General features: G+C 41.6%; 12 protein-coding genes. 8 read left to right on the top strand and 4 right to left on the bottom strand.

From position 1 onward, the window contains the following. Positions 1-54: 54 nt before the first annotated feature. Complete coding sequence (locus tag L1286_RS00705) at positions 55-1,347, bottom strand: alkaline phosphatase (protein ID WP_235404969.1); 1,293 nt, start codon at positions 1,345-1,347, stop codon at positions 55-57. Positions 1,348-1,524: 177 nt separating this feature from the next. On the opposite strand from L1286_RS00705, the gene L1286_RS00700 reads away from it, so the two are divergent. The 3 genes from L1286_RS00700 (at position 1,525) to rnd (ending at position 5,351) form a co-directional block, all read left to right on the top strand. Beyond that, entirely contained in the window at positions 1,525-2,400 is an 876-nt protein-coding gene (locus tag L1286_RS00700) for an alpha/beta fold hydrolase (protein WP_235404968.1), read from the top strand. 118 nt (positions 2,401-2,518) lie between these two features. Next, positions 2,519-4,168, top strand: a complete 1,650-nt coding sequence (gene fadD / locus L1286_RS00695; RefSeq protein WP_235404967.1) for a long-chain-fatty-acid--CoA ligase FadD — start codon at positions 2,519-2,521, stop codon at positions 4,166-4,168. A gap of 49 nt (positions 4,169-4,217) precedes the next feature. Next, positions 4,218-5,351 (top strand): ribonuclease D, encoded by a 1,134-nt coding sequence (gene rnd, locus L1286_RS00690; protein WP_235404966.1) that lies wholly within the window; start codon positions 4,218-4,220, stop codon positions 5,349-5,351. Between the two features lie 54 nt (positions 5,352-5,405). Here rnd and L1286_RS00685 read toward each other — a convergent pair whose 3' ends face one another. After that, positions 5,406-6,497 carry an MBL fold metallo-hydrolase gene (locus L1286_RS00685; RefSeq protein WP_235404965.1) on the bottom strand — a complete coding sequence of 364 codons (1,092 nt, stop codon included), beginning with the start codon at positions 6,495-6,497 and terminating at the stop codon, positions 5,406-5,408. Positions 6,498-6,577: 80 nt separating this feature from the next. Here L1286_RS00685 and L1286_RS00680 point away from each other — a divergent pair, with 80 nt between their 5' ends. Beyond that, complete coding sequence (locus L1286_RS00680) at positions 6,578-6,832, top strand: hypothetical protein (RefSeq protein WP_235404964.1); 255 nt, start codon at positions 6,578-6,580, stop codon at positions 6,830-6,832. A 72-nt stretch (positions 6,833-6,904) separates the two neighbouring features. Here the strand turns inward: L1286_RS00680 and L1286_RS00675 are convergent, their stop codons facing one another. Both L1286_RS00675 and L1286_RS00670 read right to left on the bottom strand, forming a co-directional pair. Next, entirely contained in the window at positions 6,905-7,855 is a 951-nt protein-coding gene (locus L1286_RS00675; protein WP_235404963.1) for a carbohydrate kinase family protein, read from the bottom strand. Continuing rightward, positions 7,852-9,045, bottom strand: a complete 1,194-nt coding sequence (locus L1286_RS00670; RefSeq protein ID WP_235404962.1) for an AGE family epimerase/isomerase — start codon at positions 9,043-9,045, stop codon at positions 7,852-7,854. Before L1286_RS00670 ends, L1286_RS00675 begins: the two co-directional genes overlap by 4 nt. A 226-nt stretch (positions 9,046-9,271) precedes the next feature. Here L1286_RS00670 and L1286_RS00665 point away from each other — a divergent pair, with 226 nt between their 5' ends. The 4 genes from L1286_RS00665 (at position 9,272) to L1286_RS00650 (ending at position 15,882) form a co-directional block, all read left to right on the top strand. Next, positions 9,272-10,543 carry a sugar MFS transporter gene (locus L1286_RS00665; protein ID WP_235404961.1) on the top strand — a complete coding sequence of 424 codons (1,272 nt, stop codon included), beginning with the start codon at positions 9,272-9,274 and terminating at the stop codon, positions 10,541-10,543. 157 nt (positions 10,544-10,700) lie between these two features. Continuing rightward, a complete protein-coding gene (locus tag L1286_RS00660) occupies positions 10,701-13,055 on the top strand; it encodes a GH92 family glycosyl hydrolase (RefSeq protein WP_442961647.1) in 2,355 nt (784 codons plus the stop codon). Positions 13,056-13,062: 7 nt separating this feature from the next. Continuing rightward, a complete protein-coding gene (locus tag L1286_RS00655) occupies positions 13,063-13,818 on the top strand; it encodes a basic secretory family protein (RefSeq protein ID WP_235404960.1) in 756 nt (251 codons plus the stop codon). Between the two features lie 174 nt (positions 13,819-13,992). Further along, complete coding sequence (locus L1286_RS00650) at positions 13,993-15,882, top strand: methyl-accepting chemotaxis protein (RefSeq protein ID WP_235404959.1); 1,890 nt, start codon at positions 13,993-13,995, stop codon at positions 15,880-15,882. Positions 15,883-16,037 lie beyond the last annotated feature (155 nt).

Raw genomic sequence — 16,037 nt, 5'->3', positions numbered from 1 at the left:
AGGTGTAGTTCATTCATTGAAAAGGGCCCACTGAATTGGGCCCTTAATCATGTACTATTCAATAAATGAGATTAGTTTTTCTGCTATCTGAGTGTTGTTTTGAGATCCAATGAAGTGTTCTCTGCCTGTACCATGCGCAAACACTTGAACGTCGATGGCAGTATGTCCTCCGGTTGTCCAACCTGTGAAGCTTGCCTCATTGATAAATGTGTTTATTACTGCGTATAGGGCTTTGTCTCCCTCAGTTTTCGCAACGTTGAGGGCTTTTTGAACATCAGTGCTAAACGTTAAACCAGTGAGCGACTCCCAGTCTTTTTTGATGTTTTTGCTGTCTTTAATGACCTTGGTTATTTGTTTAACCGATGCTTTAACATTTGCAACAACATCTCTTTCCCAGCGGTAGTCGCCATCTGCACCGAGTGTTAATCCACCTGTTGAATGATCTGCGGTAATAACCAATAGCGTATCCGGGTTTTGATCTACATATGCTTTCGCTAATGAGATAGAGTGAGCGAAATCGTCCATTTCAGTCATCGCACATGCAATATCATTGGCGTGTCCACACCAATCTATTTGACTGCCTTCAATCATGACGAAAAAGCCTTTCTGGTTATCATCTTTATCAAGCAGAGCAAGTGCTTTCTCTGTCATTTGTGTCAACCGGTGAGGGTCTTGGTCAATCGCGTATGGCATTCCTCTCTCGGCAAACAAACCGATTGCGGGAATGGCTTTGATTGAATCTAAAGCACTTAAATGGTCTATGTATTGGTAACCAGATTGCTTAAACTCAGATACGAGATTTCTATCATCGCGTATAAAGTACTGCGTGCCTCCACCGAGTAAGAGATCGACAGGTAATTTGTCGTTAACTTTAACATCAATATAGTCATCTGCTATCTCATCATAATTACGTCGAGACTCATTATGAGCAGCAAAGCTTGCAGGTGTGGCGTGATTTATTTGGGAGGTCGCCACTAGTGCTGTGGTTTTGCCTTGCTCTTTTGCCATTTGTAGCATAGTTTTTAAAGGCTTTTTATGGGTATCTACCGCGATTGCGCCATTATAACTCTTTATTGCTGTGCTCAGTGCCGTAGCGCCTGCTGCACTATCTGTCACGACTGTATTGTCATCAGGATACGTGTGAGCCATACCAACTAACATTGAGTCAAACACCGTGGGCTCGACCGTTTTTGTATTTTTATCGTCTTTGTAATATCGATACGCAGTTGTGTAAGCTGGACCCATTCCATCACCGATCATATAGATGATGTTCTTTGGCGCAGCAAGCAATTGACCACTACTAAAAAAGGAGATTGCTGCTGCAATAGCCGTTAATTTGCGTGACATAGTATTTCCTTCGATTTCCCGTGTTTGATTGTAAGCGTTGATAATGCTCAAAAGCACATTTTGGCGCCTAACACATCTCACTATTGAAGTGAGACGACAAATTTTATTTTTTGTTTAGACGCTCTGATTTTATCGCGTATGATCATAACTAAATGTGAATGTGTTGAATATCTTTAAATGTTGATTAATAAAAAAAATGAGATGAAAGACTATTTTGATGCAGGCTTCGCTTGGCAGCAGATTGGCAAAGGCAGTACTGCGGTTATTTGTCTACATGGTTGGCTAGACAATGGGAATAGCTTTAAGCCGCTAACGGATGAGTTGACGGACGCCGAAATTGAAAACTACTCTTGGTTTCTGCTTGATTTACCAGGGCATGGGCAATCTCGCTGGAAATCACAAGATGCGGCTTACTACTTTGTTGAATATGTTTATGATGTACTCCAGTTTATGAAAATTGCAAATATCTGTGAAGCGCATTTTATAGGTCATTCAATGGGGGCGTTGATCGCAAATTTGTTAACTAGCTTGTATCCTGATAAGGTACTCAGCTTATGTTTAATTGATGGTATTGGTTTAATACATCAAAGCGCTGCAAGTGCAAAACAAAATTTGTTAAAAGCGTTTGGTGATCGAGATAGGGCATCTGATCAAACTACAAGGTGGTTTGACGATAGAAACAGCATTATTAGAGCGCGAGCCAGTGTATCTGGTTTTAATGAAAACCTTGCAGAAGTTTTAATGTCACGCAGCATAAAATGTGAAAAGGGTCGGTATGCATTAACGTCTGATCCAAAGGTAAAGTTATCATCAACTATGCGCTTCAATCAGGAACAAGCGCATAGTTTATTAGATAAAATTTCAGTAGACACTATGCTTATCTTACCCGAACATGGGTATCCTCAGATGCGTGACAATATGAGAAAATTTCTTTCGTGTTTTGAGAGAGTTAAGGTAATTGATGTGGCAGGTGGACATCATTGCCACATGGAAAACCCAAAACAAATACTGCGTGAGGTGGTGTTTCATATTGAAAAGCAAGCTGCTTGTTGATTGTAACTTTGCTAGAAATATGGGAATATCCAACGTTTAGAGTATTTACTCAATTGTTTAAGTGCCTTATTTGCTTTAAGGTAAATATAAAAAAAGAACGAGAATACAGGAGCTAAGAGTGGAAAAAATCTGGTTAAAGCGCTATCCAGAAGGCATGCCGGCAACGATTGACCCAGAGCACTACAACTCGCTGCTAGAATTAATAGATGAGTGTTTTACTAATTATGCCCAGTTACCGGCATATTCTAATATGGGTAAAACGCTTACATATCAAGAGATTGACAACGCTACTAAAGCGGTAGCCAGCTACATACAGAATACGCTTAAATTGGGTAAAGGCGACAAAATTGCTGTTATGATGCCGAATTTACTACAAACACCTATCACGATTCTGGGTGTATTAAGAGCGGGGTGTACGGTTGTTAATGTCAATCCTTTGTATACGGTAAGGGAGCTTGAGCATCAATTAAATGACTCGGAAGCTAAGGCTATTTTTATTTTAGCGAATTTTGCAAGTACGTTAGAAAAGGCTCTACCATCAACCAATGTGAAACACATTGTATTGACACAAATTGGTGATTTGTTGGGCGGCTTTAAAAAGCACCTAGTTAACTTTGTTGTGAAGAAAATCAAAAAAATGGTGCCAGATTACAGCTTGCCCAATGCCATTCCTTTTGCGCAAGTTATGACTGCGGATCTAAACAGTTACAAAAAGCCAGAAGTGACGCAAGATGATTTAGCATTTTTACAATACACTGGTGGTACTACGGGTGTATCGAAGGGCGCAATGCTAACACATGGCAATATGGTGGCAAATTTAGAGCAAGTGTCTGGTTGTTTAGATAAAGTATTGGACAAAGGTAAAGAAGTGGTTATTACAGCACTACCGCTTTACCATATCTTTGCACTGACAGCGAATTGCCTAACGTTTATGAAGTACGGTGGTCACAATATTCTGATCACGAACCCACGAGATATGGCAGGATTTGTTAAAGATCTAGCAAAGTACCCGTTTACGGTTATTACGGGTGTGAACACGCTATTTAATGGCCTGCTCAACACGGATGGTTTCGCAAATTTAGATTTTTCAAATCTTAAAGTTTCCCTTGGTGGAGGCATGGCTGTACAGCGTCCAGTTGCAGAGCGTTGGCAGGCGGTCACTAAATCTCGGTTGCTTGAAGGTTATGGTTTAACAGAGTGCGCGCCACTGGTTACGATTAGCCCACTGGATCTTGACGGCTATAATGGTTCAATAGGTTTACCTGCCCCAAGTACTGAATTAAAAGTTGTACTTGAGAATGGCGAAGAAGCACCAAAAGGTGAGCCGGGCGAGTTACTTGTTAAAGGCCCTCAGGTAATGGCTGGTTATTATAATCGACCTGACGCGACCGCTGAGTGTTTGCAAGATGGTTGGTTTGCGACAGGGGATATTGCCACATATGACGATGAAGGTTTCTTTTATATCGTTGATAGAAAGAAAGACATGATCCTTGTTTCTGGCTTTAATGTCTTCCCGAACGAGATTGAAGAAGTGATTGCGAGCCACGATGGTGTACTTGAAGTTGCAGCAATTGGCGTGCCCCATGAAGTAAGTGGCGAACAGGTAAAAGTTTTTGTCGTTAGAAAAGACCAATCTTTGTCAGAAAAAGATATAATAGCGCATTGTCGTGAAAATCTAACAAACTACAAAGTTCCTAAAATGGTTGAATTCAGAGATGAATTACCAAAAACGAATGTCGGAAAAATACTACGTAGGGCGTTAAAATAAGAGAAACCGGCGAAAGCCGGTTTTTTTTCGCTAGAGCGAAGGAGAAAATGTGCAGTATCGGTTTATTCAGAATCAAGCTGAATTAGATGAATTTATTGGCCTAATTTCGGGTGCTAGCGTATTAGCAATTGACACTGAGTTTATGCGTCGTAGGACTCTATACCCTGAGAGTGCGCTTTTTCAGGTTTATGATGGCGAACATTTGGCCTTAATAGACCCGTTAATCCAACTCGACTTTACTGCGCTTTGGGCGCTTTTTACCGCGCCTGATGTAATGAAAGTGATTCACTCTCCATCGGAAGATATTGAAGTTTTTCAAAACTTTGCCGGTATTTGTCCAGCCCCATTATTTGACACTCAATTTGCGTTGCAGCTGTTAGGAGAGGGGAATTGTGTTGGGTTTGCCAATATGGTTAACAATTTGCTCGATATTGAGATAGACAAAAGCATGTCTCGTACCGACTGGCTTAAGAGACCACTGTCGGCAAAACAATTAGAATACGCAGCGGCGGATGTGTTTTATCTGCTCCCTTGCTTTGAACGTATTTTGGCTGAAGTACAGGAGAAAGGGCTTGTTGATATTGTCATTTCGGAGAGCGAGTTAATATCAAAAAAACGCGCTTTTCGTACTCCAGATGAATATTTATATTTAAATATCAAAAACGTCTGGCAGCTGCGCGGCAGAGATTTGGCCGTCCTCAGAGAGCTCGCGGCGTGGAGATTAAACAAAGCAGAAAAGAAAAACATTTCGGTTAACTTCATTTTGAAAGAACTGAATATGGTTGAAATAGCTAAGCGACGCCCGTCTTCTTTGGCGAGTATGCGCAATATCCCTGAAGTGGAAGCTATGGAAGTAAACCGTTCTGGTAAAGAAATTATGGCATGTATAGAAGCAGGTAAAGCAATTTCAGAAGATTTACTGCCTGTAAAAGTGAAGCGCTTAATCGACTTTGCTGGATATAAAAAAGCTGCAAAAGATATCAAAGGTTTGATTTCCATCGAAGCACAAAAACACGGTATTCCGGTGGATGTGATTGCGTCTAAAAAGCAGATTAATCAAATTATCAGTTGGAATTGGAAACTCTCTTCAGAACAACGAAAGAGAATGATCAAACCTGACTTATTTCAAGGATGGAGAAAAGAATTGTTGGGCGATGCGCTAACAGCGTGGGAAGTCGAATAAGCATATTTTTTGCTCTTGCTAGCGACGTAATAACGCGTCGCTAGCGTGATTTTTCTATAAGCTGACCTGCTCGCCTTCGTTTAAAATATATAAAGGTATGTGGCTATTCATTTCTTTTTGCATATGAAGCAATCTAAAGAGTGCAGAATGAGATGTATGATCACCCATCTTCCAACTTGCGTTGCCATAACCCCAAGGAATTACAACGCCACAATGCATGTCTTGAGCTGCTGTGATTGCGTCTTCCGGTGTTAAATGTACATTTCTATACCATTTGCCATATTTTTCGTGATGATAAGATGCGATAGGCATGAGACAAATATCTATATCGCCATATTTTTTATGGATGTCTTTAAAGTGGTTTGAATAACCTGTATCCCCCGCAAAAAATACTTTTTTACCGCTATTTTCGAATAGCCAGCCGCCCCAAAGTGTTTCGTCGTCATCATTGGTAATAAATGGCACGACAATTCTGTTACTAAAGTGGTGCGCAGGCACGAAATGTATTTGGGTTTTGCCAAGGCTGTATTGAGCGTACCAAGGCATTTCAACAATGTCATACCCACCATCAGGGAAATAATCTGCAAAGTTCAGGGGCGTTAGATATTTGGTTTTGGTGCCAATGGTTTCTATGTCAGCTTTGTTAAAGTGATCATAATGAATGTGAGAATATACGACGCCTTGAGCTGCTGCGATTTCATTTTCTGTAATGTGTGCGGGCGTGTTACGGTAAAATCCCCCACCTAAATTTGTAAACGCCCAATCTACCGGCCAGTCAAATTGTTTGGTGACCGGATCAATCAGAATCGTCTCTTTGGTAGGGGTCGTGATCACAAAGCTTGCGTGACCTATCCAACGAAGAGTAAAGCGGCTTGAATCGTTCGTTATCACGACCGGGTTTTGGCCAACAAATTCACATTGTTCCATATTCGATGTACATTGAATATCTTGCGTTTGTGGATAGCAATCTTGCTCGCAAGTAACGGGGTAACTGTCAGGCCTTTTATAGACGTTGGCAAATTGATGTGTATAACCCTCGGTTTTCTTATATTTCACGTCTAGATCAGCTTTGAGCTTTTTCACATTATTCGGTGCTGCGCAACTGGCTAAGAATAGTATTAAGGAACAAGGGATCAATTTCTTCATAAATGTAACTTCAATGTTTTTGTTGAATTTATAGTAACCAAACTCTATTCTGAACCTTTACAAATTAACTGTGAGTAATTATGGAACGTGTTTCTGGTGAGACTTGGTATGCAGTCTTGTTGTTCTTTTCGCTCATCATAGTACCTTTTTTGATTGGCTTGACAATATTTAAAGTGTATCGAAAAGTGTTTCCTATTAAGGCTATCGATACCATGTCTATTGTTGAAGAATTAGATGCACAAAGGATGGGGTTTTTTAAACCGTTTCTAATTGGTTGGGTCGTGTGTGGCCCCGTGGTGTATTGGTTTTATCAGACATTTTTAGCATACTTATAAGCCTACTTGGTCGTAAATAGGCTCCTCCTTGAGCCTGTCTCACACTTTAGAAAGCCAGTTTAAGAGATGTTGTCAAGCGATGTCGTGTTGTGTTGGTAAAGAAGAAAATGCCCCATAACGTGTTACAGCGTAGGCCCCACACTTTGCTGAAAAGTTTAAAATGTCGATGATTTCTTTTTCATTTTCACAGATTTCTGAAAATCTACGCTCAGATAACCTCCGGACCACTTCAGACAACAAGCCGCCAACAAAAGCATCTCCACCTGCTGTCGTATCTACTGCGGTGACTCTAGGGGGAGCGATGTAACCCGTAAGTGAGTCTGTAAAATATCGAATATCGTTCGGCCCATCCGTGATCAACAAGAGCTTAACTTGCGTTTGCAAAATAGCGTCAATGGTTTTCTGTTGGTCTTGTTCAGGGTGCGCATGTTTATTTAAAAACGCCAGTTCTTCAGACGATAGTTTCACTAGTTCAGATTGCGATAAAATGTGCCAAATACGTTCTAAGCAATGATTCATTGAAGGCCATAGATTTTCGCGCAAATTCATATCGAAACTTCGCACTAAACCATTGGATTTAGCATGCTGCATGGCCGTGACAGTGGTTAGATAAATATTTTTTTCGGTTAAGCTGTTAGAGCACACGTGCAATACTTTGTTTAATGCGAACATGTGTGGGTCAAAATCTTCTGCTCTGAATAATAGGTCCGCAGCTGGTGGGCGGTAAAAGCTAAAACTACGTTCACCCTCGTCATCCAAAGAAACAAAGGCAAGGGCTGTTTTGGCTTGTGACGTAAATTTCACAAACTGCGTGTTTACTTTGTGCTGTTGCAATTCTTCGTTTATAAAGTGACCGAACATATCATTACCAAGCATGCCACAAAATGTACTGTCGACGCCTTGTTTGGCAATCGCCACGGCTACATTTGCAGGAGCACCACCTGCAAATTTAGTGAATGACTCGGGTTGTTTCCCATCTGATAAAAAATCAATTAGGGCTTCACCAAAACAAACTACGCTCATTTATTTTCCTCTTGCAATTTAAATGCTCGAAGTACTTCATAGCATGCGCCCATCGTATGATAGTCAGTCTTACCTGCGGGGCTTTTCTCGTCGCTATAAGCGCGGTTATCTTGCGTAAGTATGCGGTACCATGCACCATATTCATGGTCGACCATATGTTGCCAGCTATATTGCCAAATTTTGTCATACCATTGCCAATACTTGTCTTCTCCTGTGGCAATCGCGAGTAAGGCGGCTGCCGCAAAACTTTCTGCTTGGACCCAAAAGTACTTATCACCATCGCATATGGATCTATCAGGCGCAAACCCATAGCATATGCCGCCATATTGCTCATCCCAAGCCGACTTTAATGCTTCGTCGAATAAAAATTGAGCCTTTTCTACCATCCAAGCTTCTGGCTTATGTCTGTGGAGGATCAAGAGCAACTTCGTCCACTCAGTTTGGTGTCCTGGTTGAAATCCCCAGGGCCTGAATAGGTGTTTAGGGTTGTCTTTATTGTAGTCCCAATCAATCTTCCAATTGCTGTCATAGTGTTCCCATACCAGCCCATGGGCGAGGTCAGCTTGCTTAACTGTCATGGTATGGGCAAGGGTGTAAGCGCGGTTCAAAAACTTGTGATCGTTGGTTGCTTCAAAGCACATTAACATCGCTTCACACATATGCATATTGGCATTTTGACCGCGATATTTATCCGCATGTTCAAATTGTGCATCATATTCATCTAGGTACAAAGAAAATGTGGGTTGATAATACTTATTTTCTAGTAAAGTCCATACTTGTTCAATCGTTGGGAGGACCGACTTGATCCCTGCCTTATAGGCCATGGCATTTGCCAGTAAAACAAATGCAAGGCCATAACAATGGTTAGTTAAATCACTAGGCTGGCCATCTTCAATCAACCAAGCATAGCCACCATTTGGTTGCTTATGAACCTGTTCCAGATAGTCAATTCCATGCTCAACTAGTTCTAAATACGCTGGGTTTGTAGTGTTTAAGTATGCCATCGCATAATTGAATACGAATCGCGTGCTCGAGACTAGGTGACGGGTTGAGTCGTCATAGACTTCGCCGTTGTCCTTAAAAAATTGATAAAAACCACCCGCATTGTCGATACACCTAGGGTGATAAAAACCCATTGTTTTATCAATATGTTGCTGCAAAAAGTCTGTATTTCTGAAATCAAGCGACATTAATCATGCTCCACTTTTTAATCGCACAACGGTTGAGGTTTTCCAATTAATGCGCCTTTTGGATTTACCAACAGCGTAAATGGAAAAGTTTAGCAACCTGTATTTTCTCATTTATCTGGTTACTCTAGCATCTTAAAAAAAATAATGGAACGATCCAATAAAACATTTGTGATTTTCTTGTAACAATGTGTAGAATCATTACATCCTTTAACATGGAGTAATCCGAGTGAGTGAAATTAACACGAATCAAACTTTTGTTGCAGGCATACAGAACAACGAAAAAAACTACTTTTTTCCGCTAGCAGCAATGACAACCCTGTTCTTTTTATGGGGCTTCATTACCGTTTTTAATGATGTTTTAATACCGCGCTTGAAAAGCGTATTTGACCTGAATTACACCGAGGCAATGTTAATTCAATTCTGTTTTTTTATTGCCTATTTCGTTGTCTCTTTACCAGCGGGTAACTTGGTCAAGCGCTTTGGCTATCAAAAGGGCATTATTACTGGGTTATTGGTCGCTGCGTTTGGTTGCCTGTTGTTTTACCCTGCTGTTGTCGTGCATCAGTATTGGATTTTTCTAGCTGCGTTGTTTGTGATGGCGTCTGGGATTGTAATTTTGCAAGTATCGGCCAACCCATATGTGGCAGCGCTTGGCGAATCTAAAACTGCTTCTAGTCGCTTAAACTTAGCCCAAGCTCTGAATTCACTGGGCACTACGCTCGGCCCAATTGCTGGCGGCATGTTGCTATTTGGTGCTGGTGGCGCAATGGCTGTCGAAGCAGCCAGTGCAGATTCTGTAAAAGTCCCTTACTTAGTAATTGCGGGTGTACTGGTTATCATTGCTGTGGTGTTTGCATTTTTGAAGCTGCCGACCATTGCTGAGCATACTGAGGAACAGGATTGCAAGGCCAAGGGTCATAACTTAAAAGAAGCGCCGCACCTTATGATGGGGGTCGTCGCTATTTTTTGTTATGTTGGTGCTGAAGTATCGATTGGCAGTTTCATAGTAAACTACTTCGCAGAAGAGCATATTGGTGGGCTAGATGCACCAACCGCAGCAAAATTGTTAGGTTATTACTGGGGCGGCGCTATGGTCGGTCGCTTCATCGGTTCTCAAGCATTGAAATATATTGCACCGTCTAAGGCATTGGTGTTCAATGCAATTAGTGTAATGGCTTTGCTCGTTATGACGATGTCTACACAGGGCAACATCGCCATGATTGCCGTGCTTGCGATCGGGTTATTTAACTCAATTATGTTCCCAACTATTTTTACCATCGCGATTGAAGGGTTAGGTTCTTTGACAAGCAAAGGGTCTGGCTGGTTGTGCCTCGCAATTGTAGGCGGCGCAATCATTCCTTTATTGCAGGGCGTTGTTGCTGACAGTATTAATATTCAGATAAGCTTTATCGTCCCGCTGGTGTGCTATGTATTTATCGCATGGTATGGCTTGAACGTGGTTAAATTGTCAAAGCAATGGCAAGCCAAAGTCGCCTAGAACACTACTTACCTTAAAACAGGCAAGCGTTAGCTTGCCTTTTTTGTCTTAAATTTATAAATTTCTATCTCAATACTATTGAATACGTATTCATAGACGTTGTATATTAAAACCATTTGGAACGATCCAAGTATAATTTACAATAAAGGAGAGGCACATGCATCGCTCAATTTGGGCCGCAGCTATGGTGTCACTTACCGGGCTTTCTGCGGTAAGTGAAGCGCGCGAGTCAAACACACAGTGGGTTGATACGTTTATTGGTACTGGTGGAGATGGACACACATTCCCCGGTGCTGTAGTTCCGTTTGGTATGGTACAACTTAGTCCTGATACAGATAACCCCATGCGTGGCGTTTCACCACAACCAGAAATATATAAACGATGCGCTGGTTATCATTACGATGATACAACCATCGTTGGTTTTTCACATACTCATTTTTCGGGCACGGGTCACTCAGATCTAGGTGATTTACTTGTCATGCCAATTACCGGGGACGTCAAACTCGATGCTGGTACAGCCGAAGATCCAGATTCTGGGTATCGTTCAAGATTTTCACATGATAAAGAATGGGCAGAGCCTGGGTATTACGGCGTTGAACTACAAGACTATGATGTTACCGCTGAGCTAACGGCCACTACACGTGTTGGTATGCATAAATACACTTTCAACAGTGCAAAAGATGGCCATATTTTATTCGACTTAACGAGTTCGATTTATAATTTTGAAAGTAAAGTTATTTGGAGTGACATAAGAAAAGTCGATGACAGAACATTGGTTGCTTATAGAGCAACGAATGGTTGGGCACGAAACAGGCAAATGTATTTTGCGATCCAGTTCTCGCAACCGATTGATGAGTATCAGTTCATCAATTTAGATAATATGCGTTATCGTTGTATGAACTGTCTCGATAGCAAGCAAAAACATTCAACAATTGAAAATACTGCGGTTAAAATGACGGCAGGCAAAGCGGTTAAATTTGTCGCGTCTTTCAAAAATGTTGATCAAAAGCCGGTAGTCATGAAAGTGGGTTTATCAGCAGTTAGCCGCTCAAATGCATTAGAAAACTTACAGGCAGAAATTCCGCACTGGGATTTTGACAAAGCAAGGGCTCAAGCAAAGCAAGATTGGGCAAAGTATCTTGATAAAGTTGATGTAGAAGGCACACGCTCTGAAAAAAGGCAGTTCTACACTGCACTTTATCATGCGTTGCAAGCCCCAAGCATTTATCAAGATGTCAATGGTCAATATCGCGGCGTTGACGGGGAAATTCATGACGGTAAAGACTTCGAGCATTACACGCTATTCTCACTATGGGACACATACCGCGCGTTACACCCTTTGTTGACGTACATCGATCCTGACCGTGTATCTGGTATGATCCAATCCATGCTTGTCCATTATCAGCAAAGCTATGAAAAAATGCTGCCTATCTGGTCATTCCATGCCCATGAAACTTGGACCATGATTGGTTATCATGCTGTGTCTGTGATTGCTGACGCGTATCTAAAAGGTATTCGTGATTATGACATCGACCTAGCGGTCGAAGCAATTCAAAGCACTGCAAATAATCCAGTCTATGATGCAATCCCAGAGTACAAGAAGTACGGCTATGTGCCAATGGACGTACTACCAGAGTCCGTGTCTATTACACTTGAATACGCGTATAACGACTATGCTATTGCACGTATGTTTGAAGCGATGGGCAAGAAAAAGCTTGCGCAGACGTATTATGCGCGCGCGATGAGTTATAAGAATGTATTTGATCCCGAAACACGTTTTATGCGTGGAAGAGATTCAAAAGGCAATTGGAATAAAGAGTTTAATGCCTTTGAAGCAAAGTATATGGGGGCATTTACAGAAGGTAACTCCATGCAATATAGCTTCTACGTGCCGCAGGACGTTGCGGGATTAATTGAATTGATGGGCGGTGATGATGCATTTGAACAGCGTTTGGATGACTTATTTGATACGCCTTTGTCTGCTGATATGATTAAAGAACATGAAGACATTGCAGGTTTGATTGGAAACTACGCGCACGGTAATGAGCCAAGTCATCATATTGCTTATCTCTATAATTACGCTGGTAAGCCTTGGCGTACTCAAGAGCGTATTCGTCAAATCATGGATACGTTAAGTTCCGACAAACCAGATGGACTTGCAGGTAATGACGACGTAGGCCAAATGTCGGCTTGGTACATTTTCTCAGCAATGGGTTTCTACCCTGTGTCGCCAGGTGATTTGTCTTACGCTATTGGCGCACCGCAAACACCTCAGGTCACACTTAAGCTCGCGAACGGAAAGACGTTTACAACCACAGCCAAAGGTTTAAGTAAAACTCACAAATACATTCAATCTGTGCACTTAAATGGTAAGCCGCTCAACCGTAACTACTTAACACACGCCGACATCATCGCTGGCGGTGAGTTGACATATGTGATGGGTGACAAGCCAAACAAAGCGTGGGGAAGTAGTCACAGTGCGCGCCCACCTTCATTATCAGAGTACAAATAAGATGAAGATGAACGCAATAATCACTGCGGTTGTCATTGCTGTGGGCATCACTGCTCACAGCACGTCAGCCTCTGAGCAAATAAATACCCAGATTAATCCAGTTCACTTTGAAGCAAACATTGATTGGCTTGATTTCACATTACCCAATGTGCAAATACGTTATTTCAGTAAGGAGCAAGTCAGTGTGTGGCAGCATGTCGATGTTGAGCTGGTAAAGCAGATTTCGTATAACGTTGCTAGGCTTTTATATAAAGAAGCGCACAAAGCGCCTCAATTACCACAGTTGGAAATTATTCTTGAGGACATGGAAGGGGTTGCCTTTAAAGAAGGAGATTTCACAGGCGCCAAGATCCACATTAGTGCTCAATATTTGAATAAGTATCAGCAATCTCATTCATCACAGGCTTTGTACAATGAATTAGTCGGTGTTCTTTATCACGAAATTGCACATGCTTATCAACTTGATGATCACAACTATAAAGAAATTGGCCCAGTGATTGAAGGCATCGCAGATGTGGTTAGAATGAAAGGCGGCTATGTTAACTTGTCCAATCGTCAAAAAGGTGGCAATTACGACAGTGGCTACAAGACGACGGCATTCTTTTTACATTGGTTAGAAACTAACCATCATCCCGATTTGTTGGTAGAACTAAATGCCCAATTAGACCCGTTTGATGACAAAAAGTGGAGCTGGGCGCATTTTTCTACGTCTATGAAATTAAACCTTGATGCTGCTTGGCGTAATTATCAAAATACGCTCTAATTTTAGTTCTTTTTTACTATACAAAAGGTAAGCTTTGCTTGCCTTTTTTAATGCCTATTAAAAATAATTCAATAAAAATATAATAATTACATAAAAACTGCCGATAAGGTGGGACAAAGCTTTTAATATTTGATACAACCTAGTCAGTAGTACATAAGATAAAACAGGATCTGCATGTTTAGCGCATTCAAATTTACCACCAAAATCACTCTCGCAGCTTCGGTAGTTCTGGTCATCGTACTGAGCCTGTTCACCGTCAATAATTTCGTCTTGATGCGTTCGCAGACGCAAGAACAATTAACACTCGTTTTACAAGAAATATCAGAGTCTGTATCTCAAAATATCGCCAACTGGCTAAATGATAGGTTGGATATCGTGCAATCAGTCGCCGAAGGACACAAACGCTCAGACAGCGAAGAAGAAGTTCGCAGAAGGCTACAAACAGCGGCGAATGCTGGGCACTTCAAGAACACCTTTATTGGAACGCCTAATGGCCGGTTTGTTCTCAATGACCCAACCATAAATTTACCCAGCGATTTTGACGCGACAACACGGCCGTGGTATCAACTCGCGATGCAAAAGCGTGATACTGCATTCACTTCCCCGTATCTTGATGCGACGACCAATGAGCTGACCATCACCGCAGTAGTCCCAATTTATCACAATGGTCAGCTTTCAGGTGCCACAGGTGGCGATATTGACATGGCCACCATCACCGAAATTATCAATGAAATTGACTTTCTAGGGTTTGGATACGGCTTTTTATTAAATGGCGAAGGCCGTATTTTGAGTCACCCAAACACACAACTTAATGATAAAAACATGCAAAGCTTGTTTGGGCAAAAGCTGGCACTTCAAGAGACATTTGTTGAACTGGAAATTGACGGCACAGAAAAGTTAGTGTCTTTTGTGAAAATGCACGGGATCAAAAATGTTGAATGGTACCTAGGCGTTGTGATTGATAAAGAGATAGCGTATTCGTCTATTTCTTCATTCAGAAATATGGCACTTATCTATATGTTATTAGGTGTTATCGTCATTGTGGTTATGATGCAGTTGCTACTTAAATACCTAATGAGACCAATGAACCACCTTAACGAAGCGATAAAAGATATCGCGCAAGGTGAAGGTGACTTAACGCGTAGGTTGGTCGTTGAAAATAATGATGAATTTGGCGAGTTGTCTAACTATTTCAATTTGTTTGTTGAGAAGATCCATCAGAGTATTGCGACAGTAAAAGAAACCACGTTTGCCCTTGAGCAGGTAATGGAAGGGCTGCAGAGCCAAACTCAAGAAGCACTAGATATTTACACTGAACAAACTAAGCGAACTGATAATGTCGCGACGGCAATTAATGAGCTGTCCTCAAGTGCAATTGAGATTTCTAATAACGCGAAACATGCATCTGACCTAGCTACAGGCGCAAATACACTTTCTGATGAAAGTCAGCAAGCATTGAACTCCAACATAGAAGAAATTGGTGCGCTAAGCTCAAAAATGCAAGAGGCGCAGTCAACCGTCGATGGTTTAGATAGATTGACTGCGAGTATTGGTCAGGTCTTAGAAGTCATAAAAGGGGTCAGTGAACAAACTAACTTACTGGCGCTGAACGCGGCTATCGAAGCTGCTAGAGCCGGTGAAGCGGGCAGGGGCTTTGCGGTTGTTGCGGACGAAGTGAGGCAGTTAGCACAACGAACCCAAGAATCCACACAAGAAATTGAAAATACCATCGCGGAATTACAACAAGGATCTGCCTCTGCGGTGTCTGTTATGAAGCTGAGTATTGAGGACTCAAGTGCCAGTGCTGAAAAAGCACAGTCTGCAGGCACAAAAATGCAAGAGGTTTCTCACGCTATCGAATCAATTGATGGGATGAATGATGCGGTTGCCAATGCAACCCAAGAGCAAAACACGGTGATTCAATCACTGGATAGTGACATTCATGGTATCAGTGATTTGTGTGTGCAAGGCAGTGCCAGCCTGCAGCAAACACTCCAAGAATGCAAATCGCTAAAATTGCAATTTGATGAACTTGAAAATATGATGAATAAATTTAAAGTATAAATAAACAAAGGGCTGCAATAACGCAGCCCTTTTTAATATTTTATAATACCGAACAAACCTACCTTTAAAATAATATTACACCTGTCACATTACTGTATTGAACGCGCAACACGGTTGTCATTTTTCATATTTAAACTGCACACACTTCAAAATTG

This window comes from Pseudoalteromonas sp. SMS1 (genome assembly GCF_021530565.1).
In the GTDB taxonomy this organism is placed as follows: Bacteria; Pseudomonadota; Gammaproteobacteria; order Enterobacterales; family Alteromonadaceae; genus Pseudoalteromonas.
This window is presented reverse-complemented; position numbering and strand designations above follow the sequence as displayed.

Coding starts and splice junctions, on each gene's coding strand:
- L1286_RS00705 (WP_235404969.1), bottom strand. CDS start 1,347: ATGTCACGCAAATTAACGGCTATTGCAGCAGCAATCTCCTTTTTTAGT.
- L1286_RS00700 (WP_235404968.1), top strand. CDS start 1,525: ATGTTGATTAATAAAAAAAATGAGATGAAAGACTATTTTGATGCAGGC.
- L1286_RS00685 (WP_235404965.1), bottom strand. CDS start 6,497: ATGAAGAAATTGATCCCTTGTTCCTTAATACTATTCTTAGCCAGTTGC.
- L1286_RS00680 (WP_235404964.1), top strand. CDS start 6,578: ATGGAACGTGTTTCTGGTGAGACTTGGTATGCAGTCTTGTTGTTCTTT.
- L1286_RS00675 (WP_235404963.1), bottom strand. CDS start 7,855: ATGAGCGTAGTTTGTTTTGGTGAAGCCCTAATTGATTTTTTATCAGAT.
- L1286_RS00670 (WP_235404962.1), bottom strand. CDS start 9,045: ATGTCGCTTGATTTCAGAAATACAGACTTTTTGCAGCAACATATTGAT.
- L1286_RS00660 (WP_442961647.1), top strand. CDS start 10,701: ATGCATCGCTCAATTTGGGCCGCAGCTATGGTGTCACTTACCGGGCTT.
- L1286_RS00655 (WP_235404960.1), top strand. CDS start 13,063: ATGAACGCAATAATCACTGCGGTTGTCATTGCTGTGGGCATCACTGCT.
- L1286_RS00650 (WP_235404959.1), top strand. CDS start 13,993: ATGTTTAGCGCATTCAAATTTACCACCAAAATCACTCTCGCAGCTTCG.